Source organism: Rhodococcus sp. (in: high G+C Gram-positive bacteria), assembly GCF_049299235.1.
Lineage (GTDB): Bacteria > Actinomycetota > Actinomycetes > Mycobacteriales > Mycobacteriaceae > Rhodococcus.
Genome location: NZ_JBAQXC010000319.1, coordinates 29,984 through 56,861, shown reverse-complemented (window position 1 = coordinate 56,861; position 26,878 = coordinate 29,984). Strand labels below are relative to the sequence as shown.

Sequence of the window (26,878 nt, the reverse complement as noted above, 5' to 3'; positions counted from 1 at the left end):
CGCTACCTCCGTGATGTGTCCCCTCCCGGCGCATGTGCCGAGGGAGCGCCGTCCCGGACAGCGACTCTAGGACGCGCCGCCGGGGACGGCGAACAACACGATCGTGGACGAACGGCCGGCAGCGCCGTTTTCGGGGACTATCGGTTCGGGTCCGAAGTCCCTGTTCCGTGGGGTCTTTCGATCATCGCCCGACACCGTGGGTGCCGACGCCGACTGGTAGTACCCGTGACGAACATCTCGCAGTCAATCGCGTGGCCCCCGCCGCTGGGCATCGAGGTCGTACGTCGGCCACGGTTCGGACGGACCGCGATGATGTGCGCCCGGCGCGGCATCGACCGACTGCCGCTCCTGGGAGGTCATGGACGGCTGGGATGCACGCAGCCCCGGTGCGTCGACGTCGGAGGCAACCCCGTGATACGGCTCGACTGCACCCGCATACGGGACGGATTCGTATTCTCCGCTGGTCAGTCTCCGCGGCTCGACATGATACGGATCGACGACACGGCCTGCCCCGGTGAGAAGCTTCGTCGGAATGTACACACTGGCGGTGATCCCGCCGTTCGTTCCCGAAGTGAAAGTCGGGCGCAGGCGGACCGTGATTCCGTGTCGTGCGGCGAGTCGGCCCACCACAAACAAGCCCATGTGCCGGGTCGCGTCGGTGGGGCTGTCGTTTCCGGAGGCCAGTCTGACGTTGATGTCCGCGAGATCTTCGGCGGGGATCCCGATGCCCTGATCGGCGATTTCGAGGAGCATCCCCCCGTCCACCGCGCCGGAAAACCCGAACTTGACCGCGGAGTTGGGGGGCGACGCGCGCAGTGCGTTGTCGAGCAGTTCGGCGACGAGATGGACGACGTCCACGACAGCGCTGCCCACGAGATTGCCGGGCGGCACCGATCCGATGTGCACCCGCTCGTAGTTCTCCACCTGCGAGGTGGCTCCGCGCAGCACATCGCTCAGCGGGGTGTCGGGCAGTCGTCCGAGACGCTGGCGGGTTCCGGCGAGCACGAGCAGGGAATCGCCGGTGCGACGCATGCGCGCGGCCAGATGGTCGAGTGCGAACAGGCTCTGCAACCGGGCGGGATCCTTCTCGTCCAACTCGAGGGAGTCGATCAGAGAAAGCTGCTGTTCGACGAGCGTCTTGTTTCGGCGGGCCAGGGTTTCGAGCATCTCGTTGACCTGCCGCCGCAGCCTCGATTGCTCGCCGGCGAGACGCAGGGCTTCGAACTTCATGGTGTCGACGGCACGGGCCACTTGACCGACCTCTTCCCGCGTGTGCACCCCTACAGGCGGCAATGTCACGGCATCGATGTCGGCTCCGTCGCGGATCTCGGTGAGTGCACCGGGCAGATCGTGCTCGGCGGCGCGCAGGGTGTCATCGCGCAGGCGGCGCAGCGGACGAACGAGGGAGATCGACATGGCGACGGCCAGAACGATCGCGAGGCTGAGAACAGTGGCGACGGCGATACCGTCCCGCCACGATTCGGCGCGGGTCCGGGCGGCGAGGTCGTCGAGGGTGACGACGATCTTCTCGGCCGAGGCGTCGACGAACTGGTTGTACGACATCAGTGCGGTGAACATGGAACTGCGCAGCGTGTCGACGTCGGCGGTCGTGCTGTCGAGATTCGCGGTCAACGCGCGCCGGTTCTCGACCTCGGCGATCAGGGCATCCACCGGTGCCCGGTCGGGAACCGTGTCGGCGAGCACACGCAGCTCCGCCACCTCGGTGCCCATCGCGGTGTTCCACATGAGCAGTGCCGATGCGGGTTGCTCGCGCAGCGCCGAGAACGCCACGAGCTGATCGAGCAGCACCCATTGAATCGACCAGCTGTCCAGCAGGATGTTGCCCTCGGCCAGCACCGTCGGGTTGGCGGACGAATTGATGATCGTCCGATAGGCGTGCGTCATCCGGGAGATGAACTCGCGGGCACGTTCGTTGGCGGCAAGCGGGGGTAGTTGCCGTGACGAGGCACTGGCGAGCAGCTGTTTGCCGTCCTCGAGGACCCGGGCCAGGGTCGCTGCGATCTCGGGATCGAGCTCGCCGTCGCGGAGCAATTCGATGAGCGAATCGTCGGCGGCGTCGGCGATCTGGGCGGCGTTCTCGGTGGGCAGGGACAGGATCGTCGCGGCGGCGGCACCCGCGACCGCGGTTCCGTACTCCGTCAGTGCGGGCAGGACGGCGACCTGATCGGCCTGCGCCGAGTAGTGGCCGGATTCCTCCAGCAGTCGATTGATCCGGGATGCGCCGAACAGGCTCGCCGCGAGCACCGGAAGGCAGAGCACCACCGTCACCTTGTGCCACAGCCGCCAGTTCCGGGGTGAGTAGGAACGGGATGGTCGCATCGAGCGGCTCATGACAGTGCCGGCTCCTTTCGAGATTCGGGCACCGTCGCGCTGACCGAAATTGGCTGGATACACGCAAATATCGATGTCGAAACAGATTTGGGAGATAGGTACAGGAGGACAGAGTAGGAACGGCGCACGCTGCACACAAGACGGCAGGCGGATTCGAATACCACATATTCCCTGGACATATGTGTCGAATCCGACTAGACACAGGGTAGGGTTCGATGGAATTTCACAGCGGACGCATGGGGGGCAGAGTGGACTTGCGGCGAGTCGACCTCAACCTTCTCGTCGTCCTCGACGCGCTGCTCGTCGAATGCAACGTCACCCGCGCCGCGCAGCGCCTGCACATGTCGCAACCGGCGACGAGTACTGCGCTCGCGCGACTTCGGCGACAACTCGACGACCCGATCCTCGTCAAAGACGGTCGCTCGCTCCGCCCGACCCCCCGCGCGTTGGCGATGATCGAGCCGCTGCGCAATGTGCTGGCGACCGTCGAACGGTCGATTCTCAGGTCACCGGACTTCGATCCGGTCCGCGACGCGCGGGTGTTCACTGTGTTGACGAGCGACTACGCCGAGATCGAGTTGCTGCGGGTGCTGATGAGATCGGACCGCTATCGGGCAACATCGGTGCAGTTCGATCTGCGCCCTCTCACCGGGCGTAATCTCGCCGCGTTCCACCGCCACGACGCGGACCTGGCGGTCCTGCCCGACCATCTGATGGAAGGGCCACAGTTCGATCAGTGCGGCCGGACGCTCGTGCTCACCGACAGATTCGTCGGCGCAGTCTGGACCGGACACCCCTATCAGGGAACGACACTCACCCCGGATGTTCTGGTTCGCTACCCGATGCTGTCGTACGCACCGCACGATGGTGTCAGCTACCTCGACCGATCCCTGGTGCGCGCGGGTGTGTACGCCCGGGTCGGAGCGACCACCGCGAACATTGCGGTGATGCCCTACGCCCTGGAGGAAACCCACCTGGTCACCTTGATTCCGGAGCGGATGGCGTCACGACTTGCCGGCGGCGCCGACATCCGTATCCTCGAACCGACGTTTCCGCTGGCGACCGTGCAGCACTACGCGGTGTGGCACGAGGTGTACGAGTCCGATCCCTCGCACGCCTGGCTGCGCGAGCAGATCAACGAGATGTCCGACCTCGTCGCTCGGGTCGGCTGACCGTCCGGATCGTGAGCGGTGCGCGCCGATCCGGTGAGATGTCAGTGGCGCGAACCGAGCAGACGTCGCAGCAGCACGAACGCCAGGATCAGTACCGCTGCCGCGCCGACGACCGGGGCGACGCGTTGGATAGCAGAGCCCCGCGCGTACGCCATGAGATCGAGTGGTTCCGCCTCCGGTGCGGCCGCCACCACAGGTTCGGCAGCTGTGGGCGCGGACGCAGTCGCGTCGGGAGTGGTGACCTGACCGAATTTGGTTGCGGTAGAAGGTTCCAGCACGGTGCGGTCGAGTTCGATCAGTGCCCGTGCCCAGTCGAGGGTTTCGGCGACCCCCGGTGGTTTGAGCAGTTCCTGTCTGCGCAGGGTATGCACGGCACGGGCGACCTGTCGGGCCAGGGTTTCGTCGATTCCGGGAATGCGCCGACGCAGAATCGCGATCTCACGTTCGAGGTCCGGGTGATCGACCCACAGGTACAGGCAGCGGCGTTTGAGGGCGTCGTGGACTTCCCTGGTGCGGTTGGATGTGAGCACTACAAGCGGGGGGACGGTCGCGCGGATTTCGCCGAGTTCGGGGATGGTGACGGCGTTCTCGTCGAGGAGTTGCAGGAGGAATGCCTCGAATTCGTCGTCGGCGCGGTCTATCTCGTCGACGAGCAGCACGCACGGGGAGTCGGTGAGCGCGCGCAGCAGCGGCCGGGTGAGCAGGAACCGTTCGGTGTAGAGCGAGCGTTCGGCGGCGTCCGCGTCGAGGACACCGGCCGAGGCTGCCTCGAGGGTGCGCAGGTGCAGGAGTTGGCGTGGGAAGTCCCAATCGTAGAGGGCTTGCGCCGCGTCGATGCCTTCGTGGCATTGCAGTCGGATCAGCGGTAGTCCGAGGGCTTCGGCGAGCGCGATGGCGAGGGATGTCTTGCCGGTGCCGGGCTCACCCTCGCAGAACAGGGGCCGGCCCATGCGTAGCGCGAGGTATGCCGAAGTCGCGAGTCCGTCGTCGGCGAGATAGCCGGTGCTGTCGAGTTTTCGGATCAGGTCGTCCGGGGAACCGACGGCCGCTGCCGGTGCGTGCATGCCGCGAGCCTAGGTGCGGCTCCGCCGCCCGTGTGCCTTTTGGGCTCCGGGAGGGGCCACAAGGACACACGGCTGTGTAGTCCGTCACATCGGAAGTGTCGGGCAAGAGCTCTACCTGCGCAAACATCAGTTTAATAGGTTTTCTGTATTTAATATCTAGGAACAATCGATTGGCACAATCAATCGAGGAGCGTTAACGTCGATAACTGTCAAACCCATCGAGAACGAATGAGGCGCTACATGTCGCTGATCAACAAGCAGATCAAGCCCTTCACCGCTGAATCCTTCAAGGACGGTGCCTTCGTCACCGTGTCCGACGAGGACATCAAGGGTAAGTGGGCGATCTTCTTCTTCTACCCCGCCGACTTCACGTTCGTGTGCCCGACCGAGCTCGGCGACCTCGCGGATCACTACGAAGAACTGCAGGGTCTGGGTGTCGAGGTGTTCTCCGTCTCGACCGACACGCACTTCACGCACAAGGCGTGGCACAGCTCGTCCGACACCATCGGCAAGATCAAGTACGCGATGATCGGCGACCCCACCCTGCAGATCAGCACCGACTTCGAGGTCCTCCGCGAGAACCAGGGCCTCGCCGACCGCGGCACCTTCCTGGTCGACCCGGACGGCGTCATCCAGTTCACCGAGGTCACCGCCGAGGGCATCGGCCGCAACGCCGCCGAGCTCGTCCGCAAGGTCAAGGCCGCCCAGTACGTCCGCAATCACCCGGGCGAGGTCTGCCCGGCGAAGTGGGAAGAGGGCGACGACACCCTCGCGCCGTCGCTGGAGCTCGTCGGCAAAATCTGATTCGTCGACGGAATCCGTTCCGGTGGCGCGGGATTCGCCGCGCCATCGGACACCGTCCGGATCCCTCACGGCTCGAGCTGAGAAGTTCGCCGACTCCCCGTCCTACCCGGCCACAGTTCTCCCACCACTGGAGTTGATCCTCATGCTCGATGCCTCACTCGCCGCCCAACTCGCCTCCCTCCTCGAGAAGGTCACGCACCCGATCGAGCTGGAGTCCTCCCTCGACGACCGTCCGAAGTCCACGGAACTCGCCGATCTCCTCGACCAGATCGCCGGCATGTCCGACCTCGTCACCCACGTCCGCACCGGCGACGACCGTCGCCGCCCGTCCTTCGTGATCCGGCGCGCCGGTTCCGACATCGAGGTGCAGTTCGCCGGCATCCCGCTCGGGCACGAATTCACCTCGCTCGTGCTGGCGCTGCTCCAGGTCGGCGGGCACCCCTCGAAGGAGGCAGCCGAACTACTCGAGCAGGTGCGCAATCTCGACGGTGACCTGCACTTCGAGACCTACTTCTCGCTGTCGTGCCAGAACTGCCCCGACGTCGTGCAGGCCCTGAACCTGATGTGCGTGCTCAATCCGCGTATCAAGCACACCGCGATCGAAGGCTCCCTGTTCCAGGACGAGGTGGACGCCCGCCAGGTCATGGCAGTGCCCACCGTGTTCCTCAACGGTGAGGAATTCGGCTCCGGCCGCATGAACCTCGAGCAGATCGTCGGCAAACTCGACACTGGATCCGCCGCGCGCACCGCCGCGGCGATCTCCGAGAAGGACCCCTTCGACGTTCTCGTCGTCGGTGGTGGCCCGGCCGGAGCGACCGCTGCGATCTACGCGTCTCGCAAGGGAATTCGTACCGGTGTCGTGTCCGAGCGGTTCGGCGGCCAGGTGCTCGACACGATGGCCATCGAGAATTTTTCGTCGGTTCCCTACACCGAGGGACCGAAGTTTGCCGCCGAGCTCGAGAACCACGTGCGCCAGTACGACGTGGACATCATGAACGTGCAGAACGCCGCGAAGCTGACGCCCGCCGCGACCGCCGGTGGACTCGTCGAGATCGAACTCGAGAATGGCGCCCGGCTGCTCTCGCGCAGCGTCGTCCTCGCGACCGGTGCCCGCTGGCGGTCGATGAACGTTCCCGGCGAGAACGAGTACCGCAACAAGGGCGTCACGTACTGCCCGCACTGCGACGGCCCGCTGTTCAAGGGCAAGCGCGTCGCGGTGATCGGTGGCGGCAACTCCGGCGTCGAGGCCGCCATCGACCTGGCCGGTGTGGTCGCGCACGTGACCCTCATCGAGTTCGATTCGGTGCTCCGCGCCGACGAGGTCCTGCAGCGCAAGCTCCGGAGCCTGCCCAACGTCGACATCGTCGTCAGCGCGCTGACCACCGAGGTGCTCGGCGACGGTTCCAAGGTCACGGGTCTGGCCTACACCGACCGCACCACGGACGAGTCGCGCGCCGTCGACCTCGACGGTGTGTTCGTGCAGATCGGTCTGTTGCCCAATACCGACTGGCTGTCCGGCACTGTGGATCTCAGCCCGCGCGGCGAAATCGTCGTCGACGCCAACGGCCGCACCTCCGTGCCCGGGGTGTTCGCCGCAGGCGATTGCACGACCGTCCCGTTCAAGCAGATCGTCGTCGCGGCCGGTGCGGGTGCGACCGCCGCGCTCAGCGCGTTCGACCATCTGATTCGCACGAGTTCTCCGGCCGAGTCCGGCGAGGCGGTCGGCGCGAGCGTCTGACGGCGAACGGTTCGACATCACGGTGGCCGCTGCCCTTCCGGGTGGCGGCCACTGCTCGGTCTCGGGAGCCCGGTCAGTGTCGATGCCCGCGTAACAGTTGCGTGAGCCGATGCGCTTCGCGCAGCAGCAGTTCGCCGAGCTCCGGGCGGCGAACTGCTCGGAACCGGTTTTCCACCCCGGTGACGCTCAATGCCCACGCCGGTGAGTCCCGGTGATCGAACACGGCCGCGCCCATGCCCCAGCTTCCCTCGACGAGCAGCGCCGGATTGGTCGAATACCCGGCAAGTCGCGTCTCGGCGATACGGTGCTCGACGGAGGCACGGTTGTGTGCCTTCCCCCACTCGGCGGTCAGGTCGGTCCGTGACAGGTACTCGTCGACGTCGTGGTCGGACAGGTGGGACAGGATCACCAGACCCGCGGAGGCGACGCCCAACGGCAGCCGTCTGCCTACGTGCAGCACGTGTGAGCGCAACGGGAAACTGCCTTCCTCGCTCGCCAGACACACCGTGCCGTCACCGCGGCGGGCCGACAGGTGCGCGGTCTCGCCGGTCTCCCTCGCCAGCCCACGCAGGATCTCGCCGGCCAGGTCCGTGATGTCGTAGCGTTCGGCCGCGAGGGATCCCAGCAGGTACAACTCCGGTCCGAGCGACCATCGTCCCGATTTCGGGTCACGGTCGACGAGACCCTCGTCGGCCAGCGACGTGAGCAATCGGTGTGCAGTGGGTCGGGCCAACTCGGTTGCACGAGCCAGTTCTGTCGTCGATGATCCGTGCGGTTCGAACCCGGCGACGGCCCGCAGGAGCGCGCTCACCCGGCTGATCACCTGTGGTCTCTGTTCACTGTCCACCGGCGCAGCATACGTTCACTCAGTGAACGCGGTGCTGATGGCGGTTCCGGCGAGCGAGCAATCTCGGCACGGTCGAACCGTTGCCCTTGAAATGTATGTCCACTCCCTCTGTAGTGAATAGGGTTGGATATGTCCTCGTCCATTCAGTGAACGCATCCGACCGGGCCGGCAGGACGGCCGAGGTTCCCGAGAGAGGTCTTGGAATGGCAACAAAAGTATTCGATACGGCCGCGGCGGCCGTCGCGGACGTGTCCGACGGTGCGACGCTCGCCGTCGGCGGTTTCGGTCTGTGCGGCATCCCCGACGTCTTGATTCGCGCGATCGTCGAATCCGGCGTCGGCGAACTGGAGGTGTATTCCAACAACTGCGGCGTCGACGACCACGGCCTCGGTCTGCTGCTGAACGAACACCGCGTCCGCCGTGTCGTCGCGTCCTATGTCGGCGAGAACAAAGAGTTCGCGCGCCAGTACCTCGCAGGTGAACTCGAGGTCGAGCTCACCCCGCAGGGCACCCTTGCCGAGCGGATGCGCGCCGGCGGCGCGGGCATCCCGGCCTTCTTCACTCCCGCCGGTGTCGGCACCCCGGTCTCGGACGGCGGCCTGCCGTGGCGCTACGCGTCCGATGGTTCGGTTGCTGTTGCGTCGCCGCCGAAGGAAACTCGTGTCTTCGGCGACAAGCGGTACGTGATGGAACTCGGAATCTCCGCCGACTTCGCGCTTGTGCACGCCGTCAAGGGCGACACCGCGGGCAATCTCGTCTTCGACAAGACCGCGATGAACTTCAACCCGCTGGCCGCGATGGCAGGAAAGATCACGATCGCCCAGGTCGAGGAACTGGTCGAGCCCGGCGAAATCGACCCCGCGCAGGTGCACCTGCCCGGCATCTTCGTCAAGCGGATCGTCCACACCGGCCCGCAGAGCAAGCGCATCGAGAAGCGCACCGTGACGGCATCGGAAGGAGCGGCACAGTGACCGGAGACAAGGCGACGACCGGGGGTAAGGCGGCGACCGCAGGCAAAGCCCCAGGGAAGACGGGCTGGAGCCGCAACGAGATGGCGGCCCGTGCCGCCGCCGAGATGGTCGACGGTCAGTACGTCAACCTCGGCATCGGGCTGCCCACCCTCATCCCCGGCTATCTGCCGCCGGACGTGCATGTCACTTTGCACTCGGAGAACGGCATCCTCGGCACGGGTCCGTATCCGACCGAGGACAAGATCGACCCCGACCTGATCAACGCAGGCAAGGAAACCGTCACCGTCAATCCCGGTGCGGCATTCTTCGACTCGGCGACCTCCTTCGGCATGATTCGCGGCGGCCACATCGACACCGCGGTGCTCGGGGGGATGCAGGTTTCCCGCACCGGCGACCTCGCCAACTGGATGGTTCCCGGCAAGATGGTCAAGGGCATGGGCGGAGCGATGGATCTCGTGCACGGGGCGAGCCGGGTCATCGTGGTCATGGAGCACACCGACCGGGACGGCAACCCGAAGATCGTCGATACCTGCACCCTGCCGCTGACCGGGCAGGGCGTCGTCGACCGCATCATCACCGATCTGGCCGTCATCGACGTCGCGGACGGCGGCGCGCTCCTGCTGCGTGAACTCGCCCCCGGTGCCACCATCGACGACGTGATCGCCGCGACCGGTACGCCACTCGAGATCGCAGTCGAAGTGTCTACACGCATCTGACGCTTCCTGTCGCCTGGGTGGCAGGCGGATCGTCCCGGCGTGGGAACCGGGAACCTGCATCATCCAGCGCGGCGGTCCGTCGGAGCTGTCGTTCACCGCGGTCGACGACGGGAGCGAGCCGGATCGTCTGGTGCGTATCACCAGCAATGCCGCACAGTCGGTGACGATCGACGCCCCGCCGGACCTTCTTGTGCTGGAAAGCTTCGGTCAGCGGTCTGTCTGCGGACGGACCGCACCCTCGGTGCCGTTCTCCACCGGAGAGCGATCGCGCTTACGGTTGACGCATGACCCGGACGACCCGATCGCTCACCCCCGCGACCGCTGGTGATGTGTTCGCGCTGGTGCGCGCGGGCACCGTGACCACTCGCAGCGAGATCGGTCAGCTCACCGGGCTGTCGCGCACCGCGGTGGCGTCGCGGGTCTTGTCCTTGCAGGCTCTCGGGCTGGTCGTCGAATGCGAGGAAGGCCCCTCCACGGGCGGGCGGCCACCGGCGACCCTGACGTTCGGTGCCGATGCGGGGATCGTTCTGGTCGCCGCGATCGGCCGCAGTCGCACCCAGCTTGCCGTCTGTGACCTGGCCGGGCGCCTGGTGTGCACCGACGATCTGGACCGGGCGATCGGCAACGACCCGGACGATCTGATGCCGTACGTCGCCGCACGTCTGGGCGCGTTGCGCGACACGCTGGGGACGGATTGCCCGAGGACCGTCGGAATCGGGATCGCCGTTCCCGGCACCGTCGACGTCGAGCGTGGCTGCAGTGTGAACTCACCGACGATGGCCGGATGGGACGAGGCTCCGTTGACGCCGTACTTCGCGGCACTCGGCGACGTCCCGGTCTTCGTCGACAATGATGCGAATGCGATGGTTCTGGCCGAACAATTCGGTGACCGTCGTCGATTCCGGGACATGCTGCTCATCAAGGCGTCCACCGGTCTGCGCGCCGGAATCGTCTCCGGGGGCGTACTGCAGCGGGGTGCAGTGGGCGCCGTCGGCGAGATCGGGCACACGAAAATCGCTGCAGCGCAGGGAGTTGTCTGCCGGTGCGGCAACATCGGCTGCGTCGAGGCGGTGGCAGGCGGCTGGGCCCTGGTCCGTGAACTCGAGGCTCTGGGCCGCGATGTCACGCACATCCGCGACGTCGTCGAACTCGCCGGTTCGGGGGACGCCGACGCGCGCAGGCTGATCCGAGACAGTGGCCGTCGTATCGGTGAGGTTGTCGCGGGGGCTGTCAATCTCCTCGACCCGGAGGCTCTGGTCGTCGGTGGCGATATGGCGGGAGCGTACGACGTCTTTGTCGCCGGACTTCGGGAAACGTTGTACGGAAACGCAATTGCTACATCTACCCGGACACTGCGGATCCTGCCGTGGGCGCATGGTGACCGATCCGGCATGATCGGCTGCGCGTCCATGACGCTGGATCAGGTGCTCAGCGTGCGGGTCGTCGACAGGATGGTCGCCGACCTCGCCCGCCGCTGAGCCACCGGAGCGGGGGACCCAGGGCGGTCAGTCGGTGATGTCCTGGTACTCGGGGTGCTTCTCGATGTAGGAGTGGACGAACGGGCAGATGGGAACGATCCGCTTGCCGCGTTCGCGTACGTCGTCGAGTGCGAAGTGCACGAGCTTGCCGGACAGGCCGCGGCCCGAGTAGGCACCGTCGACCTCGGTGTGGTCGAACACGAGCTGGACGTCGCCGTCCGGGTGGTACTGGGTATAGCCGATCACGGTGTCACCGGAACGGAGTTCGTATCGCTGCAGGTCCACGTTGTGGACGATGTTCACGGGGGAGTCGCTCATCATGTCCTCTAGCCGTTTCCGAGTAGATGCGTTCGCATCGCGGTGAAGGATTCGCCGAACCGCGCGACGTCTTCCTCGCTGAGCAGGTCGAACATACTCGAACGGACCGCGGCGACGTGCCCGGGGCTGGCCTCGGCGAGCTTGGTGTTGCCGTCCTCGGTCAATTCGGCGAGTGTGCCGCGCTTGTCCTCGGGGCATTCGACCCGGCGGACCCAGCCTGCCGCGACGAGGCGAGCGATCGCACGCGTTGCACCGCTGCGCGTCGTGACGACGACGTCGGCGAGAGCGCTCATGCGCATGCGGTGGCCGGGGGCTTCGGACAGCGCGACGAGCAACTCGAAGTCGGTGAGCGAGATGTCCGAATCACGGCTGAGTTGCCGGTCGAGGGCCGCCATGAGCAGACGGGTGGCGTCGAGATACGCGCGCCAGGCATGCTGCTCGGTGTCGTCGAGCCACCGTGGTGAATCCATGCGGTCAGGATACGCGGTGTCGTTGCTCGGTCAACGATTGTGGCGGCCCCCGGTTGGTCTCTCCGGTCGGTCTCCTCGGCCGGCTACTCCGGCGGGGAGACGTGTTGGGCGATGTACAAAGGCTCACCCAACTGTTCGAGCAACCCGAGTTGCGTTTCCAGATAGTCGATGTGTTCTTCCTCCTCCGCGAGGATGGCTTCGAAGATGTTCGCCGAGGTGATGTCGCTGACCGATCGCATGTACTCCGATCCCTTCCGCAGACGGTCGCGGGCCTCGATCTCGACCTGCATATCCGCCTCGAACATCTCCTTCGCGGACTGGCCGATACGGATCGAACCGAGCCGCTGGTAGTTGGGGAGACCGTCGAGGAACAGGATGCGGTCGGTCAGCGTCTCGGCGTGACGCATTTCTTCGAACGATTCGGCGCGGGTGTGTGCGGCGAGTTTCGCCCAGCCGAGATTGTCCTGCATTTTCGAGTGCAGGAAATACTGATTGATTGCGGTGAGTTCGGCCGTCAACTGCTCGTTGAGGAACTCCAGGACCTTCTTGTCGCCCTTCATGGCACCTCCCAGGGTGAACCATCGAGTTCACCGCCGGGTAGGGGCTGGCTACACGGCGGTCTCGAGTTCGATCGTCTCACTCTGGCGTGAAGCTCGCAGGATCGCGGAGATATTGCGTACGCACCCGCCGCAGTCGGTTCCGGCCCGGCACGCCGCGCTGATGTCGCGGGTGCAGCGAGCGCCAGCAGCGATCTCAGCCTCGATGTGATTGTGGGTGAGAGCGTGGCAGCTGCAGACGTACATGCGGACGACCAATCTGGAGCGAACTTCTTAGGTTGTCCAAACCTTAGCGTACTTAGGACTGGCTATCCTGTGATCGTCATCACATCGCAACGGTGCCGCCGTGCTCGACCTGCTCAGACCTGTTGTTGCTGTTGCAGTTGCGACGACACGGCATGATTGATGCGCTGGAGGCCACTGCCGGTGAGCCCCGGCAACTGCCCTTCGATCATCCGGACCACGGAACTGTCGTCGATGATCTTCTCGCTCGACTGGATCAGCACCGTTCCCGCCCCGGTGAAGTCGAACTGCCGTTCCTCGCCGGATTGCACGCCGAACATGCGTGCACCCGCCGCGACATACCCGGTGACCCAGGACGCGTCGAAGTGGTGACTTGGGGACGGGCAGTCGGCCCAGCCCACCAGCGCCTCCGGATCCACCCGCAGCGGTGGTTCCGCGAAGATCACCGGGCCGTTCGACGACGCCAGGAACTTTCCGGTACCGATCAAGGTGAGGAAGCCCGGCACGATCGACTGGTTCAGCGACAGTCCCGGCTCGAACGCCAGGAGGTTGGCGGCTCTGATGGTCAGGTTGCCGTCGTCGAGGTCGTAGGAGTTGATGTCGTAGCCGCGGTCGCCGAGGATCAGCTTCCCGTAGCCCTCCGCGACCACATAGTCGCCCAAGTGCAACGGCGCCGAGAACTGCCGGGCGACCATGTGCAGAAGCTGACCCTGCAGGCCGTGGGTGAGCGCGGTGAACTGGATCTGTCCGTAGTAGGCGATCATCGCGCCCTTCGACAGGAACCACGGACCCTGCAGGTCGATGCAGTAGGCGTAGCTGTTGCCGGGGACGTTGTCGTTGCCGACCAGGTGCGTCGGATTCAGAACCACGCTCACAGCTTCTCCTCCGATGCCTGCACGTAGACGATGCCCTGCCCGGTGCACTCGAGTTGCATGCTTTCGCCGCCGGAGCGACCGGCGTTGCGCCAGCTCATCGCCGACTTCAACTCGGTTCGTACCGGGCCGAGCGCTGCGACGAACGCCTGCGGATCGACGAACACCGGTGCAGGTCCGCCGACCTGGAGTTCGATGACCCCGCCGTGCGCGAGAAGGACAGCGGCCCCGTACCCGGCCAACTGGGTGGTGAACATCCCTGTACCCGTGACCATTCCGGTGGCAGCACCGCGCAACGCGCCGAACAGGCCGCCACCACCACCCGCGGCAGCAGGTGCGGCCGAGGTCTGCACGATCGCGCTCTGCAGGCCCGACGTGTGTGCGAGCAACCGCGACGCCTCGGCCCGCAGTTCCCCGCCGGCGGACATGTCGACGATGTGCGTTTCGAGCCCGCGGAACCCGTAGTGCACCACGCCGTTTCCTTGCGCGACCATCGTGGCTTCGTGCTCGCCCTGCATCATGCGACCGGCCATCGATGCGATTCCGCCTGCCATACCGCCACCGGGAGAGTTGTGAGGAGCGAAATGTACTGCACCCGTGTAGAAGAGCATTGCTCCGCGGCGGGCGACGATCGGACCGGACTGGTTCAGGTCTACGCGAACGACCTTGTTGTTGACCTTGGTGAACGACATGGTGTCCTACCGTTCCGCGGGCTGGATGGACACGACACCCATGCCGTCCCACTTCAGTGAGAACGCCTCGCCGCTGCCTTGGCCGATGGCGGACCGCCACGAGACGTCGGTGACGAACGACTGCGTCAGCTGCCCCTTCGCGCAGACGAAGGCGTCCGGGTCGACGACCAGGGGGTACTGGGGTGAGACCTCCAGGTGGATCAGCGGCCCGCCGGAAGACAGCAGTGCGACCTGACCGCTGCCCGTCACCGTCGTGGTGAACAAGCCCTGGCCGCTCATGCCGCCTCGAACCCCGGCGAAGGTGACGTTGGTGGTGAGGTTTCCGTTGAGAGCCAGCAACTGCTCGGATTCGACCTGCAGCGTCTCGTTGTTCAGTTCCAGTACGGTCACGTTCCGGCCCCGGTGCGCGAGGTAGACGACGCCGGTGCCGCCGGCCTCCATCAAAGACAGGCCCTCGCCGGTCGCCCGCTGTCGAAGACCCGCGAGCACACCCTCGCCTCCACCGAACCCGGCCGACTTGAAGCTCACCTGTCCCTCGTAGGCAACCATCGATCCCGACAGTGCCCGGATGCTCGTATTGCTCAACTGAGCCTCGATGACCCGTTTCGATTTCTCGAGCAGTCGCATGGCGCGAAACGATAGCGGGTGTCGGCCGCATCCGCCCGGTCGGATCCGCCACTCGCCCTGTCCGGTCACCCCGCCACCCGCCCCGGTGGTTCGAGCGAATGTATCGCCCGGTCGATTGGATGAGACGGGCGATACATTCGCTCGGATCGCGGGGGCGCTTGCCGTACACTTCTCGACTAAAGTGAGCCTAACCTTAGTGAGGCGAAATGAGTGACGACACGAGCACCGCAGGATCCGGATCGGGCGAGCTTCCGCTCGCCGAGCGTGATGCCGCGCATGTGCCGGGGCACTGGCTGCTCGCGCGACTGGGCAAGCGGGTGCTGCGGCCCGGCGGCAGGGAACTCACCGAGCGGATGCTCGCCGACGCGAAGATCGCCGGCGCCGACGTCGTCGAACTCGCTCCCGGTCTCGGCCGTACCGCGCAGGAGATCGTCGCCGCAGGCCCCCGCAGCTACACAGGCGTCGAATCCGATCCGAGCGCCGCGGATCTGACCCGCCGCGCGATCGACGGAAACGGGATCGTCGTGTCCGGTGACGCCGCGAAAACCGGCCTCGACGACGCATCGGTCGACGTCGTGATCGGTGAGGCGATGCTGACGATGCAGACCGACAAGCACAAGGCGGAGATTGCCGCCGAGGCCCACCGTGTCCTGCGTCAGGGTGGCCGCTACGTCATCCACGAACTCGCGATCGAACCGGACAACGTTGCCGACGAGGTCAAGACCGAGATCCGTCAGGCGCTCGCCCGCTCCATCAAGGTCAACGCGCGTCCGTTGACCGCGCAGGAATGGAAGGATCTGTTCGTCGCAGCCGGATTCGAGGTCGACACAGTCGGTTTCGCCCCGATGAAACTTCTGGACCCGACGCGCATCCTCGCGGACGAAGGTGTGCTCGGCACACTGAAATTCGTCTCGAACGTGCTGCGCGACTCGGATGCCCGCGCCCGTGTGCTGCAGATGCGATCGGTGTTCACCAAGTACCGCGACCACCTCGTCGCGATCGAGGTCGTCGCCCGCAAGACGGCCGCCTGACCGTCCCGCGCACGCCGCGACACCGCCCGGTGTCTTCCGTTCGGATGGAAGACTCCGGGTAGTGCAGTCGTTCTGGCAGAGCAGAATTCAGCCGCGCTGAGCCTGCTTGACGAGTCCGCCGCCGATGATCAGACGCTGGATCTCGCTGGTGCCCTCGTACAGGCGCAGCAGGCGGACGTCACGGTAGATGCGCTCGACCGGAACGCCGCGCATGTAGCCGGGACCGCCGTGGATCTGCACCGCGAGGTCGGCGACCTTGCCCACCATTTCGGTGCAGAACAGCTTCGCGGCCGACGGCGCGATACGACGATCGGTTTCCTCCACCCACGCCTTCGCCGCATCGCGCACGAGCGCGCGACCGGCCATCACGCCGGTCTGCTGATCGGCGATCATCGCCTGTACCAGCTGGAAGTTACCGATCGGGTCGCCGCCCTGGGTGGCGGTGGCCGCGTAGGAGACCGACTCGTCGAGCGCGCGCTGGGCCTGACCGACCGCCAGCGCGGCGATGTGCACGCGACCACGCGCGAGCGACACCATCGCCGCTGTGTATCCGACGTCCTCGCTGCCTCCGACCAGGGCAGCGGCGGACGCCCGCACATCGGTGAATGCGACATCCGCGGTCCAGGCACCTTCCTGGCCCATCTTCGCGTCTTTGGTGCCGACGTGCACGCCCTCGGTGTCGGCGGGTACGAGAAAAACCGCAATACCGGTGCCGTTCTCGTCCGCGGGTCTGGTGCGGGCGAAGACGACGAACAGGTCTGCCAGGGGAGCGTTGGTGATGAAGCGTTTCTCGCCGTTGATCACCCAGTCGTCGCCGTCGCGCACCGCCCTGGTGCGCAGGCCCGCCGGGTTGGAACCTGCCCCGGGCTCGGTGAGCGCGAACGATGCGACGATCTCGCCGGCAGCGATTCCTTCGAGCCACTGCGACTTCTGTTCATCGGTTCCGAAGTTGACGAGTACCTGCCCGGCGATGCCGTTGTTCGTGCCGAACATCGAACGCAACGCCAGCGTCGTGTAACCGAGTTCCATCGCCAGTTCGACGTCCTGCTGCAGATTCAGTCCGAGGCCGCCCCACGCCTGGGGGATCGCGTATCCGAACAGTCCCATCTCCTTGGCGGCGCCGCGGATGTCGTCCGGGATCGCATCGGCATCTGCGATCTCCTGTTCGCGCGGGACCACCACGGTACGCACGAACGCGCGTGTCTGGGCGAGGATCTTCCGGAAATCGTCGTCGTCGACCTCGGTGGCCGGCGTGGGTGTGTTGGCTCTCGACGAAGTGATCATGGGTTCCAGCCTCGATCGTCGCGCTCGTTGTGTCCAATACGAATGAGAAAAATCCACATAGACGCTGATGATGCCGGCGGGGCCGCCGGAGTCGTTCCGCCGCTATATTCGGGTCGTCAACTCGTGCGGAGCACCCGCACCCACCGCTCGTGTGCCTTCCCTGTGCACAATCCGGAAGGTCGCATGCCGAAAGGATTCGCATGTCTTTGCTGGAGAACCGTACCGCCGTGATCACCGGTGGCGCTCAGGGCATCGGTTTCGCGATCGCCCGGTCGTTCGTCGCGCAAGGCGCCAAGGTCGTCATCGGCGACCTCGACCTCGACGCCGCGACCGCTGCGGCCGAGAAACTCGGCAGTCGTGACGTCGCGCGTGCGGTGAAGGCGAATGTCGTCGAATCCGCGGATTGGGACACGTTGCTCGCCGAGGCGGTCGATGGATTCGGTGCGCTCGACGTCGTCGTCAACAATGCCGGTATCACCCGCGACGCGACGATGCGGACGATGACCGAAGAGGATTTCGATCTGGTGATCTCGGTGCACCTGAAGGGCACCTGGAACGGCACCCGCAAGGCGTCGGCGATCATGCGTGAAGCCAAGCGCGGTGCGATCGTGAATATCTCGTCGCTGTCCGGCAAGGTCGGTTTGGTCGGCCAGACCAACTATTCGGCCGCGAAAGCCGGCATCGTGGGCTTGACGAAGGCTGCTGCGAAGGAGATGGCGCATCACGGTGTTCGCATCAACGCGATCCAGCCGGGGCTGATCCGGTCCGCGATGACCGAGGCGATGCCACAGAAGGCGTGGGATCAGAAGATGAGCGAGATCCCGATGGGCCGGCCGGGTGAGGTCGACGAGATCGCTTCCGTGGCACTGTTTTTGGCGTCCGACATGTCTTCCTACATGACAGGTGCCGTCCTCGAGGTCACCGGCGGCCGCTTCATGTGATCGCACCGGGCCGAACCGGTCAGCGGCGCTCCATCGACCGCACCACCGCCCGGATCCGTTCCGGGTCGGATGGCCCGGAGTCCGGGACGAACTGCCATTCCGTTCGAGTCCACGGATCGGCGAACTGGCCCTTGTCCGCGGGGATGTGCTGGGATGCGTCGGCGAGGATACGATATGCCGGGCTGTCGACGTGCGGATCGTCCATACCCGTGATGACCACCGACATGCTCTGGGCGGACGCGAGTTGCACGATCCGGACGAGGTGCATCAGATCGTCGCTACCGTATCCGTGCGGTATCCCGGAGATGATCAACACGCGAGGTTCGTGCCGGTGCGCATCGACACCCGCCGACACCGCCAGCGAATCCAGTTCCGCCGCTTCGGCAAGTCCCTTCAACTTCGCGGCGACACCGGACACATCGAGGACGGGTGGACCCGCGAGAACCGGAGCGGCGAGTTCGCACAGTTGTCTCAGCGCACCCGCCGGGTCGACGACATCGAGCAGCGACCCGGGTCGGGATGCGAGCAGTCTCAACGCGAGCGCCGACGCCACCGGCGCGGCAACATCGGCGTCACCGTTCACCCACAACGGCCGGCTCAGGGGCAGTGGCACGCAGAACGGCACCCGCAGCGGCCCCCGGTCCGGTGCGGTGAGCTCGCCGAGCCTGACTCCGTCGGATACGCCGCCGTGCTGGTTCCACGTGGGGGCATTCCACGGTGCGAGTGCCGCAGGCAACGACCCGTCGAGCGCACCGAGTTCGGTGGTCAAGAGCGCGGAGTCGGCATCGTACCGGGACTGCGCCGCAGCGACGAGTTCGTCGCAGCGCCGATGTGCCAAGGCGCGGGCCTGGTCGGCACCGCTACCGGTGCGGGAAGACGGATCGGCCACGGCCGCAGACAATTCCATGTCCAAGCGGTGTTGCGCATACTCGTGGGCCGAGACGAACGCGGCGGTTGATCGGGATGCGTCCTCGAAAATTTGCCACATGCGGGCACACGACACGTCGGATTCGATCGGCAGCGCCTCGTGTTCCGGCGACTGCTGCACCTGCGGTGCCGGCTCGGGATCATCCACATCGACACCGTGCACGGTGAACAACTCGGCCAGACCACCCGAATAGCCTTGCCCCAGTGCCCGGATCTTCCAATCACCGCCGCGCCGGTAGATCTCCCAGCACAGCAGCGCCGTCTCACCCGCGACCGGTTCGATGCGGAACGTCGCCAACGGCATTCCCGCCGCATCGGTGAGTGTGGTCTCGGCCGAGGTCGCCCGGTCGGCTCCGAGCACGCACAGCACCTTCTCCGCGTCCGGCCGCAGCCGGGCCGGCTCGACGACGAGCGCATCGCCGTCGAGTCGGACACCGGCAGTGTGTTTCTGGTTGTAGAACACGACGTCCTGAGACGATGTCACTCTCAGTCCCGAGTCGACGACCAGCGCGCACAGATCCACCGGTACCGACGCGGTCGCCGTGAACCGGACAGACGGCGCTGCGAGCGGAGCATTCTGCCCTGCCCGGAACTGGACGGTCATCGGCTACGTTGCCAGGAACCGGCCGAGTTGCGGCGCGGCCTCACCCGGGTGCTTGGCCTGGACGCCCTCGCCGACGGCTTGCAGTTTCCATTCCTGTCCCTGCCGGTACAGCTTCGACATCACCATGCCGGTGAACGGCATACCGCCCTGCAGCGTGTAGCGGGCCAACTCTGCGTTGTTCGTCCCGTCGACGAGCCGGCAGAACGCGTTCTTGACCTGCTCGAACGTGTGACCCTTGTAGGAGGTGACGATGAGCATGATCGTGTTGACGTGCGGCGGCACACGTGTCAGGTCGATGAGTACGACCTCGTCGTCACCGGCGCCTTCGCCGGTGAGATTGTCACCCTGGTGCTGAATCGAGCCGTCCTTCGATGTCAGCTGGCCGTAGTACGCGACGTCGACGATGTTGTGGTCGGCGAACAGGACCGCCGAGGCGTCCAGATCGACGTCCGCCGAGCGGTTGCCGAACAGTCCACGCTTCTCGACCGGGTCCCACCCGAGACCCATCTTCAGGAACGTGAGGGCAACCCCCTCGTCCTTACGCAAGGTCACCCGCTGTCCCTTGACGAGACTGACCGGGCGGTTCTTGGTGAGACTGACTTCGGCCGGGGGCGCCGCAGGCGCCTGGGGCTGGGGCTGGGGCTGACCGTACTGGGGCTGGGGCTGACCGTACTGGGGCTGCGCGGGCTGGCCGTACTGCTGGGGCTGGCTGTACTGCTGGGGTGCGGCCGGCTGCGGAGGGACGGGCGGGGCGTACTGCTGCTGGGACTGGACAGGCTGCTGGGGCGCAGCGGGCGCGGTGGGCTGTGGTGCAGGTGCAGGTGCGGCGGGTGCGTCGTCGACCGAAACACCGTGGTCGGTGACCAGCGCGGCGAACCCCCCGGCGTATCCCTGCCCGACGGCCCGGACCTTCCACGTGCCCTGACGCCGGTACAACTCGAGCGCGATGACGATGGACTCGCTGCTCAACCCCTCGATGCGGTACTCGTACAGCACCGCGCCCGCCGCGTCACTGATCCGCGCGGCGGGCGGTGCGAAACGCCCGAACGTACTCGACGGGTCGTCGAGGGTGATCACGGCCCGGACCTGCTCGATCTCCGTGGGGACGTCACCGAGCGACACCGCAAGCGACGCAGCCTGCCCCGGCGCGCCGGGAACCAGACGCACACCCGGGCCGGTGGGCTGATTGAAGAACACGAAGTCGGCGTCCGACCGGACCTTGCCGTCGGCCTTGACGAGCAGAGCGGACAAATCGGCCGGTGTGGTCAGCTCGAGCGAGACGACCACGTCGGAGGCGGTGATCGGGCCGTTCTGGCCCTTGGCGAGCGGAGTGGTCAAGGTCAATCGTCCTCACTGATAGGCGACACTGGCGGGCGATGGAAGCATCGGTCGATCTCGGTCCACTCTACGAACCGGCCGGAATGCGGGCGAACTCGGCAAACCAGGCGAGAATTTCCTCGCCCGCCGACACCCCGGCGGTGTCGGTGACCACAACGGTCGGATGCTGCCAACCGAGTGCCTCGAGTTCGCCGTGACGCGGACGGATCCCGGCATCCGCCGCTTCGAGCATCCGCGCGTCGAGGGCACCGTCGCCGGCCGCGAACACCGGGGAATTTTCGTCGAGATCCCCGTCCGCGACGAGCCGCCGGTGCACCTCGGCGACCGCGTGGCTCTTGCACACGCAGTCGGGGACCGTGTAGATCTTCCGGCCCTGCTGGGACGCTCCCCAGCCACGGGCACGGCACCACGCGTCCCATTCGGCGAGGAACTCGGCAGGCTGGGCGTCGACGTCGACAACGAGATAGCAGAACAGGTCGTCGGCGATCCGCAGCTTGCTCACCCAGTCCGGTGAGATACGGGCCCGCAGCGCGGTGAGCACCTCGTCGAGCCCGGCACCATCGGTACGGAGCGTGTCTTCGAGCGCACTGCGCCACACGGGATCCGGTGCGCCGTCGACAAGGATCGCGCCACCGTTGCTGGTGATCGCATACCGCCACGGTCCACCCGGCAGCGCGATACGCCCGAACTGTTCGGGGGTGCGGGTGGTCGTCGGAACCACACGTACCGCCGCGCTCAGCTCCCGCAACCGATGTGCGGCCGCGTCCGACAGATACGACAGTGGCGCACCGTCGAAATATTCGACGCACAGCAGGTCGGTGCGGTCGAGCTGAGTCGGCGTCATCGCCGCGCGCGAATAGATGAGTGTGCGATCGAGATCCGAGGCGATCAGTGCGGTGGTCACGGCAGGTCCTTGATCAATCCCATGCACGAATAGGCGAGGTCGGGAACCACCTCGACCGGGACACCGCGCGCGGCGGCGAGCATCCGGATGTGGGCGTGCTCGGGGGCGTCGGCCTCCCGGACGAGCACCTTCCACGGCACCCGCCGCAGCAACACCCGTGTCGTTTCGCCCACGCCCGGCTTGACGAAGTTGACGGTCGAGATCCCGTACCGCGCCCGGATCTGCTCCACCGATGCCCAACCCGTCCAGGTCGGTGTGCGATCGGAGTCCATGACACGCCGGGCGTCGGCGAGCGCGCTGTCTCGGTCGCCGAATTCGGCGCACACTGCGTCGATCAGTGTTGCGGACACGTCCTCGTCGGCGAGTTCGGAGTAGAACTTCGCGCCGTGGAACTCGCCGGGACCGATCAGGGTGTCGTTGAGGACTGTCCGCGAGACCAAACCGGACACAGTGGAATTCAGGCAGGCAGATGCGATGAGGAAGTCGTCGCGGGTGCCGTACGTGCGCACACACCGGCCGGGATCGGCCAGAACCGCGAGATCGTCGGACAAGGTCGGGCCGCCCGCCGCCGCGTACTCGGCAAGCGCAGCCGACAGTTCGCGTGCGATCGCGCCTTTGCCGGTCCACCCGTCGACGAAGACCACCGATGCCGGATCGTGCCGTGCGGTGATGTGGTCGAGCGCGGCGGCGTCGATGCCGCGGCCGCGCACGATCGAGATCGCATAGTGCGGCAACGACAATCCGTGATGGAGCTGTGCCCACCGCCGGATCAGGACACCGACCGGGGTGCCGGCACGGGCCAGCGACACCAGTGTCAGGTTCGGGCCGCGTTCTGCGAGAAGGAGTTCGGTCACGGCTCCGACGGCGCGTGCCAGCCTCCCCGCGGTCTCGGCGAGCACCTTGTCGAACAGTTCGCGATACTCCGCGTCGGGCCGGTACTCCACCGGCAGCGACTCCGCGTAGTGCGCCAGACCCGCTTGAATGCGCAATTCCCGTTCGGTGACGTCGGCTTCGAGGTCGACGTGCGAGAGGTCCTTGAGCAGCCAGGTCACGTCGTCGGCGACGTACGATCCGAACTCGGGTCCTGTCAACGGTGCCGTCACGGTGCCTCCCTGCTGGTGCGAAGTGCGACCGGGTCGGTCGCGGAAACCGTGGCGACGACGACATCTTCGCCCGCTGCGGTGAGTACATCGACGAGCCCGCCGTCCGCGCGAAGTCGATCGGTGTCGGCGGGGCTGTCGATCACGAGTACGAGCGTGGGCTTGTGGTCGGCACCGGGCCACTGCGCGTTGTACAGATAGCGCGGTGCCTCTTCTTCATGTGTCTCGGAGACGTATTCCGGTGCGAGGAAAGCAAATCCGCGTCGCAGCGGATAGCCGGGTACGTCGAGGACGTAGCCGGGTGACCGGGTGGTGGTCTGGAACCGGGTGGCGACGCCGTGCGCGGCGAGCGTGTCCGCGAGCCGGAGTGGCAGGTACATCAGTTCCTCGTGTCCGATCACGATGGCCGGGTGGCCGGGCTCGAGTGCGGCGGTGAGGGCTGCGGCAGCTGCCGTGATCGCGGCGTCGAAACCTGCGGTGTCGGCGCCGCGGAATCCGTGCCTCCCGCCATCGGGAACCGTTGCAGGCCAAGGAAGAGTAACGAACCGTGCGGTACCCCGTTGTGCCGCGCGCGGATTCAGCTCGGGGTCGGAAAGCGCCGTCACGCGCGCGGTGGTGCCCTCGGGGATCACCGCCCGGCCGGTCGCGAGCGACACGTGCTCGATCCGTGCGCCGAGATCGGCGGCAGTCTGTGCGGCCGCGCGGTGATTCTCCTCGGCGCGCATGTCGACGAGCGAGGCGATCACGTACCGGGAGCGCGGATGGTTCCGGTGGAGCGCGCGGATGGCATCGAGTGCGGTTGCTCCAGTGGAGATTTCGTCGTCGACGAGCACGAGCGGTGCGGTGTTCGCGAACAGGTCCGGCGACGTCGGCTGGAGTAGATGGGAGGTGGCGTGCGAGTGGCCCTCCTCGAATCCGGCGAACGTGTCGGCGCCCGGAACGTCGCGGCGAGTGGAGTGCAGATAGTAGGCCGCGCCGATGCGTGTGGCCACACAATGGCCCAGGCCGGTCGCGGTCTCGGCGAAGCCGAGGACGACCGCTACCGGGGCATCCTCGCCGAGCAGTTCGGCCACCCGGTCGCCGAGCCGGTTTCCTGCGTCGAGCACGACCGCGGGATCGGTCGGAATGTGCTTGCCCAGCACGGTGGACACCAGCAGGTGTGCGCGCCGCGGGTTGCGGCGCAGTCCGGGTCGGACCAGATCCGTAACCCGGTGTCCGGTGGTCGAGTCGTGGTGATGCAGCGTCAGGCCGAATTTCTCTGTAGCCCAGGGTATCTGAAGGGTTTCGACGATGCCGGTCGGTGCGGCCGTGCTCATTTGTGCACCAGGGCGGTGAGCAGGTCCACGAACGTGACTCCCTTGTTGGTGACACCGAACACCGACGCACGCAGAACCGTCTGCTGCGCCCAGGTGCGGTGCGGGCGGCGTTCGTTCATCTTGTTCCGATAGTCGGACGGACGGACCCCTCCGGTGTCGCCGCCGAGAATGTCGACGGCGTCGTGGTATTCCTCGTGGGTCACCGCAGACAGCGCGTGCACCGCCGCCACGTGCGACGGATGGATCACGGTCTTGCCGTGGATGCCGTTCGCGCGGTCCAGGGTGATCTCGCGGAGCAGCCCGTCGAGGTCGCGGCTGACGAGTTGCTGGCGGAACAGCACGGCGTCGTGTTCCTCGAACGGAGTGGCCCGCAGCATCGGCCGGAACATGCGTTCGTGGTCGGCGAAGTACTCCCACACCGGCCCGGTGATGACGAAACCGGTGCCGTCTGTCCGACCCAGATAATTGACGACATCGGCGATGACGTCGACGACGACCCGCACGTCGTAGATGGTGAGGTCCCGGTCGCGGCGGATCCCGAATGTGCCGCACATGTCGGTCGCGCCGATCCGCACGGCCAGCACCTGCTGCCGGTGTTCGGCAAGCAGAGCGGAGACGGACTGTAATTCGTGGTCGCGGGTCTGCCGGTGCACGAGGTCGCTGGACTCGAGTACCGGCATCGCGTACAGCCGCTTGCCCAGTCGCGCCGATGCCGCGGAGACCGCGTCGAGGAACGCGCGGCCGGTGTCCGCGCCGAACTTGGGCAGCACGAACCCGGTGAGGGCGCCGACGCCGTCGCCGAGGTCGGCCGCGATGCGCTCGACGCCGTCGGGCGTGCGGACCCGCACGAACAGCAGCATGTTCGCGGCCTCGGTCCCGGCCAGACGGTCGAGGGTGTCGACGGTGTTGCGCAGCCCTTCCTCGACCTCGTCGTCGGCGACCGCGTCCTCGAGGTCGAGAACCATCGACGTCACGCCCTCGGCTGCGCGGCGTGTGACGGTCGCGGCCAGATCGCGGCGGGTCGCCGGCACGTACAGGGTCGCCCCGAGCGCCACCGCAAGGCGTTCACGGTCGTCGCTGTCGTCGAACGGTTGTGGGTGGTGGAGGAACAATGCGCTCTGCGTCGCCGGATCCAGGTGACGGAAGTGGCGTGTGCCGCGCACTTCCGTGAAGGTCCCCCGAGTCATGGGCCGTCCGTCCGTCCTCTCATTCGTTGCACCACTCCGGTGATGAAGTCCGTCACCGCGTCGAGGTCGCACACAAACGCCCAGTAGTCCGGGTGAACACCCGTCAGTGAATCGACGGCTCTGTCGATCCGGGCGAGTTGCGCGTCGAGTACCGACCCCCATTGTGCGGTCATCCCACGTTGCACCGCGAGGTGCTGTGCGTCACGTAGCCGGAAGCGGACGGCATCGACCTTCGCAGCGGGATTCTCCCGCACCGCACGCAGAGTCGCGAGTCGGTCGGTGACAGCGTCGATGTTGCGCTCGGCGACGGTGATGTGCGACCGCGCGGCGGCGGCGTGGTCGAGCGCATGCTCGGGCCGGCCGGCCGACAACTCGCTGCGTGCCGCGGTCAGGCTGTCCTCGGCGTGCGCGAGAAGCTCGGTGGCCTGCCGATCGTTGCCGGCAAGATCCGCGGAACTCGCCGCGTTGAATTCGCGGAGCAGCGCCGAGTAGGCCGGGGTGAGACCCGCTGATCGGGTGTGGGCCGCTGCGATCCTAGTTGTGACGGACGACACAGTGTTGCGCGCCCGGTCGGATTGTGCCGGTGCCAGTTCGAGCGCGGCCTGTAGTTCCGCTGCCGCTTGTCCGACCCGCGCCGCGCTTTCCCGCATCGCGACCGTCCCGACCGCCGCGTCGAGTGCGCTCAGTGCGGTATCGAGTGCGTCTGCCGCGGTCTGCACCGACCGATAGCCGGCGAAGGCGGCGTTGTCGGGTGCGTGCAGGTTCCGGGTGGCGGAGTGTGCGTCGGCCCGTGCACGTTGTGCGATGTGCGGAACGGCAGCGGCAACCGACATCGCGTGCTCGAAATGGGCACGGTTGTATCCGTAGAATTCATCCAACGTTCTCGTTGCGGAGCCGATCATGGTTGTCGCATGCTCGTACGCGGCGGCAGTCGCCAGCGGTTGATCGGGTTCGGTGCGGGCAAGTTGCAGGTAGGTCTCGGCGGCTCGGTAGCACGCTTCGCGGATCGGTGTCCACGTGCGATCCACGTTCCGCTCCGGCTCCAGCTCACGCGAGGCGGTGACCGCGGCCTCCGCGATCGACTGCCGTCGGTCCATGTCGAGGAAGGCCGCCACCATCGTGTCGTGGGCGCGGAGAGCCGCGGGATCCTCGATCGGTCCGCCACCGAAAAGCCGGCGCGTGAATCTGCTCGCCACGATCCGAATGGTACTGGCCGGCGGTGTGGGCATCGCCGATGCAGGGACGGCGGGCAGAAGCGCGGTAGCGGATATCCCATTAGTGTGGGAAGGACACGCGCAAATCGGGCGGGTCCGTTCGGACGCGCC

At 66.4% G+C, this 26,878-nt stretch carries 26 protein-coding genes; 8 read left to right on the top strand and 18 right to left on the bottom strand.

Annotated elements, in window-relative coordinates; translation table 11 throughout:
* Nucleotides 1-243: 243 nt before the first annotated feature.
* Nucleotides 244-2,352 carry an ATP-binding protein gene (locus tag WAX14_RS19850; protein WP_422629764.1) on the bottom strand — a complete coding sequence of 703 codons (2,109 nt, stop codon included), beginning with the start codon at nucleotides 2,350-2,352 and terminating at the stop codon, nucleotides 244-246.
* 236 nt (nucleotides 2,353-2,588) lie between these two features.
* Between WAX14_RS19850 and WAX14_RS19845 the strand changes: the two genes are divergently transcribed.
* On the top strand, nucleotides 2,589-3,524 hold the full coding sequence (locus WAX14_RS19845; RefSeq protein WP_422629763.1) for a LysR family transcriptional regulator: 936 nt from the start codon (nucleotides 2,589-2,591) through the stop codon (nucleotides 3,522-3,524).
* A gap of 41 nt (nucleotides 3,525-3,565) precedes the next feature.
* Here WAX14_RS19845 and WAX14_RS19840 read toward each other — a convergent pair whose 3' ends face one another.
* A complete protein-coding gene (locus WAX14_RS19840) occupies nucleotides 3,566-4,588 on the bottom strand; it encodes an AAA family ATPase (protein ID WP_422629762.1) in 1,023 nt (340 codons plus the stop codon).
* A gap of 240 nt (nucleotides 4,589-4,828) precedes the next feature.
* Here WAX14_RS19840 and ahpC point away from each other — a divergent pair, with 240 nt between their 5' ends.
* Entirely contained in the window at nucleotides 4,829-5,392 is a 564-nt protein-coding gene (gene ahpC, locus WAX14_RS19835) for an alkyl hydroperoxide reductase subunit C (RefSeq protein ID WP_422629761.1), read from the top strand.
* A gap of 142 nt (nucleotides 5,393-5,534) precedes the next feature.
* Nucleotides 5,535-7,130 carry an alkyl hydroperoxide reductase subunit F gene (ahpF, locus tag WAX14_RS19830; RefSeq protein WP_422629760.1) on the top strand — a complete coding sequence of 532 codons (1,596 nt, stop codon included), beginning with the start codon at nucleotides 5,535-5,537 and terminating at the stop codon, nucleotides 7,128-7,130.
* Between the two features lie 73 nt (nucleotides 7,131-7,203).
* Here ahpF and WAX14_RS19825 read toward each other — a convergent pair whose 3' ends face one another.
* Entirely contained in the window at nucleotides 7,204-7,977 is a 774-nt protein-coding gene (locus WAX14_RS19825; protein ID WP_422629759.1) for an IclR family transcriptional regulator, read from the bottom strand.
* A gap of 203 nt (nucleotides 7,978-8,180) precedes the next feature.
* Here WAX14_RS19825 and WAX14_RS19820 point away from each other — a divergent pair, with 203 nt between their 5' ends.
* The 3 genes from WAX14_RS19820 (at nucleotide 8,181) to WAX14_RS19810 (ending at nucleotide 11,142) form a co-directional block, all read left to right on the top strand.
* Nucleotides 8,181-8,948, top strand: coding sequence for a CoA transferase subunit A (locus WAX14_RS19820; protein ID WP_422629758.1), 768 nt, complete (start codon nucleotides 8,181-8,183; stop codon nucleotides 8,946-8,948).
* Nucleotides 8,945-9,664 carry a 3-oxoacid CoA-transferase subunit B gene (locus WAX14_RS19815; protein WP_422629757.1) on the top strand — a complete coding sequence of 240 codons (720 nt, stop codon included), beginning with the start codon at nucleotides 8,945-8,947 and terminating at the stop codon, nucleotides 9,662-9,664. The genes WAX14_RS19820 and WAX14_RS19815 overlap by 4 nt, the downstream gene beginning before the upstream one ends.
* Nucleotides 9,665-9,948: 284 nt before the next feature.
* The gene (locus WAX14_RS19810; RefSeq protein ID WP_422629756.1) at nucleotides 9,949-11,142 is read left to right on the top strand and encodes an ROK family protein; all 1,194 of its coding nucleotides are present in this window, start codon (nucleotides 9,949-9,951) and stop codon (nucleotides 11,140-11,142) included.
* A 27-nt stretch (nucleotides 11,143-11,169) separates the two neighbouring features.
* Here WAX14_RS19810 and WAX14_RS19805 read toward each other — a convergent pair whose 3' ends face one another.
* The 7 genes from WAX14_RS19805 to WAX14_RS19775 form a co-directional block, all read right to left on the bottom strand.
* Complete coding sequence (locus WAX14_RS19805) at nucleotides 11,170-11,460, bottom strand: GNAT family N-acetyltransferase (RefSeq protein ID WP_422629755.1); 291 nt, start codon at nucleotides 11,458-11,460, stop codon at nucleotides 11,170-11,172.
* 8 nt (nucleotides 11,461-11,468) lie between these two features.
* Nucleotides 11,469-11,930, bottom strand: coding sequence for a MarR family winged helix-turn-helix transcriptional regulator (locus WAX14_RS19800; RefSeq protein WP_422629754.1), 462 nt, complete (start codon nucleotides 11,928-11,930; stop codon nucleotides 11,469-11,471).
* Between the two features lie 83 nt (nucleotides 11,931-12,013).
* Complete coding sequence (gene bfr / locus WAX14_RS19795) at nucleotides 12,014-12,490, bottom strand: bacterioferritin (RefSeq protein ID WP_422629753.1); 477 nt, start codon at nucleotides 12,488-12,490, stop codon at nucleotides 12,014-12,016.
* A gap of 48 nt (nucleotides 12,491-12,538) precedes the next feature.
* Entirely contained in the window at nucleotides 12,539-12,733 is a 195-nt protein-coding gene (locus WAX14_RS19790) for a (2Fe-2S)-binding protein (RefSeq protein ID WP_422629752.1), read from the bottom strand.
* A gap of 113 nt (nucleotides 12,734-12,846) precedes the next feature.
* Entirely contained in the window at nucleotides 12,847-13,605 is a 759-nt protein-coding gene (locus WAX14_RS19785; protein ID WP_422629751.1) for an AIM24 family protein, read from the bottom strand.
* Nucleotides 13,602-14,294: an AIM24 family protein gene (locus WAX14_RS19780; RefSeq protein ID WP_422629750.1), complete on the bottom strand. Its 693-nt coding sequence runs from the start codon at nucleotides 14,292-14,294 to the stop codon at nucleotides 13,602-13,604. Before WAX14_RS19780 ends, WAX14_RS19785 begins: the two co-directional genes overlap by 4 nt.
* 6 nt (nucleotides 14,295-14,300) lie before the next feature.
* Nucleotides 14,301-14,921 (bottom strand): AIM24 family protein, encoded by a 621-nt coding sequence (locus WAX14_RS19775; RefSeq protein WP_422629749.1) that lies wholly within the window; start codon nucleotides 14,919-14,921, stop codon nucleotides 14,301-14,303.
* Between the two features lie 206 nt (nucleotides 14,922-15,127).
* Between WAX14_RS19775 and WAX14_RS19770 the strand changes: the two genes are divergently transcribed.
* A complete protein-coding gene (locus WAX14_RS19770) occupies nucleotides 15,128-15,952 on the top strand; it encodes a methyltransferase domain-containing protein (RefSeq protein ID WP_422629748.1) in 825 nt (274 codons plus the stop codon).
* Nucleotides 15,953-16,039: 87 nt separating this feature from the next.
* Here the strand turns inward: WAX14_RS19770 and WAX14_RS19765 are convergent, their stop codons facing one another.
* Nucleotides 16,040-17,236 carry an acyl-CoA dehydrogenase family protein gene (locus WAX14_RS19765; RefSeq protein WP_422629747.1) on the bottom strand — a complete coding sequence of 399 codons (1,197 nt, stop codon included), beginning with the start codon at nucleotides 17,234-17,236 and terminating at the stop codon, nucleotides 16,040-16,042.
* A gap of 200 nt (nucleotides 17,237-17,436) precedes the next feature.
* Here WAX14_RS19765 and fabG point away from each other — a divergent pair, with 200 nt between their 5' ends.
* Entirely contained in the window at nucleotides 17,437-18,177 is a 741-nt protein-coding gene (gene fabG / locus WAX14_RS19760; protein WP_422629746.1) for a 3-oxoacyl-ACP reductase FabG, read from the top strand.
* 19 nt (nucleotides 18,178-18,196) lie between these two features.
* On the opposite strand, the gene WAX14_RS19755 is transcribed toward fabG, so the two are convergent.
* The 7 genes from WAX14_RS19755 to WAX14_RS19725 all read right to left on the bottom strand — a co-directional run bounded on the left by WAX14_RS19755 (nucleotide 18,197) and on the right by WAX14_RS19725 (nucleotide 26,671).
* Nucleotides 18,197-19,708, bottom strand: a complete 1,512-nt coding sequence (locus WAX14_RS19755) for a TerD family protein (protein WP_422629745.1) — start codon at nucleotides 19,706-19,708, stop codon at nucleotides 18,197-18,199.
* A gap of 3 nt (nucleotides 19,709-19,711) precedes the next feature.
* A complete protein-coding gene (locus WAX14_RS19750; RefSeq protein ID WP_422629744.1) occupies nucleotides 19,712-21,046 on the bottom strand; it encodes a TerD family protein in 1,335 nt (444 codons plus the stop codon).
* Nucleotides 21,047-21,113: 67 nt separating this feature from the next.
* Nucleotides 21,114-21,890 carry an HAD family hydrolase gene (locus tag WAX14_RS19745; RefSeq protein ID WP_422629778.1) on the bottom strand — a complete coding sequence of 259 codons (777 nt, stop codon included), beginning with the start codon at nucleotides 21,888-21,890 and terminating at the stop codon, nucleotides 21,114-21,116.
* Between the two features lie 56 nt (nucleotides 21,891-21,946).
* Entirely contained in the window at nucleotides 21,947-23,053 is a 1,107-nt protein-coding gene (locus WAX14_RS19740) for a cysteine protease StiP family protein (protein ID WP_422629743.1), read from the bottom strand.
* The gene (locus WAX14_RS19735) at nucleotides 23,050-24,366 is read right to left on the bottom strand and encodes a phosphoribosyltransferase family protein (RefSeq protein WP_422629742.1); all 1,317 of its coding nucleotides are present in this window, start codon (nucleotides 24,364-24,366) and stop codon (nucleotides 23,050-23,052) included. The genes WAX14_RS19740 and WAX14_RS19735 overlap by 4 nt, the downstream gene beginning before the upstream one ends.
* A complete protein-coding gene (locus tag WAX14_RS19730) occupies nucleotides 24,363-25,553 on the bottom strand; it encodes an HpcH/HpaI aldolase/citrate lyase family protein (protein WP_422629741.1) in 1,191 nt (396 codons plus the stop codon). Before WAX14_RS19730 ends, WAX14_RS19735 begins: the two co-directional genes overlap by 4 nt.
* Entirely contained in the window at nucleotides 25,550-26,671 is a 1,122-nt protein-coding gene (locus tag WAX14_RS19725) for a hypothetical protein (RefSeq protein ID WP_422629777.1), read from the bottom strand. Before WAX14_RS19725 ends, WAX14_RS19730 begins: the two co-directional genes overlap by 4 nt.
* Between the last annotated feature and the right edge of the window lie 207 nt (nucleotides 26,672-26,878).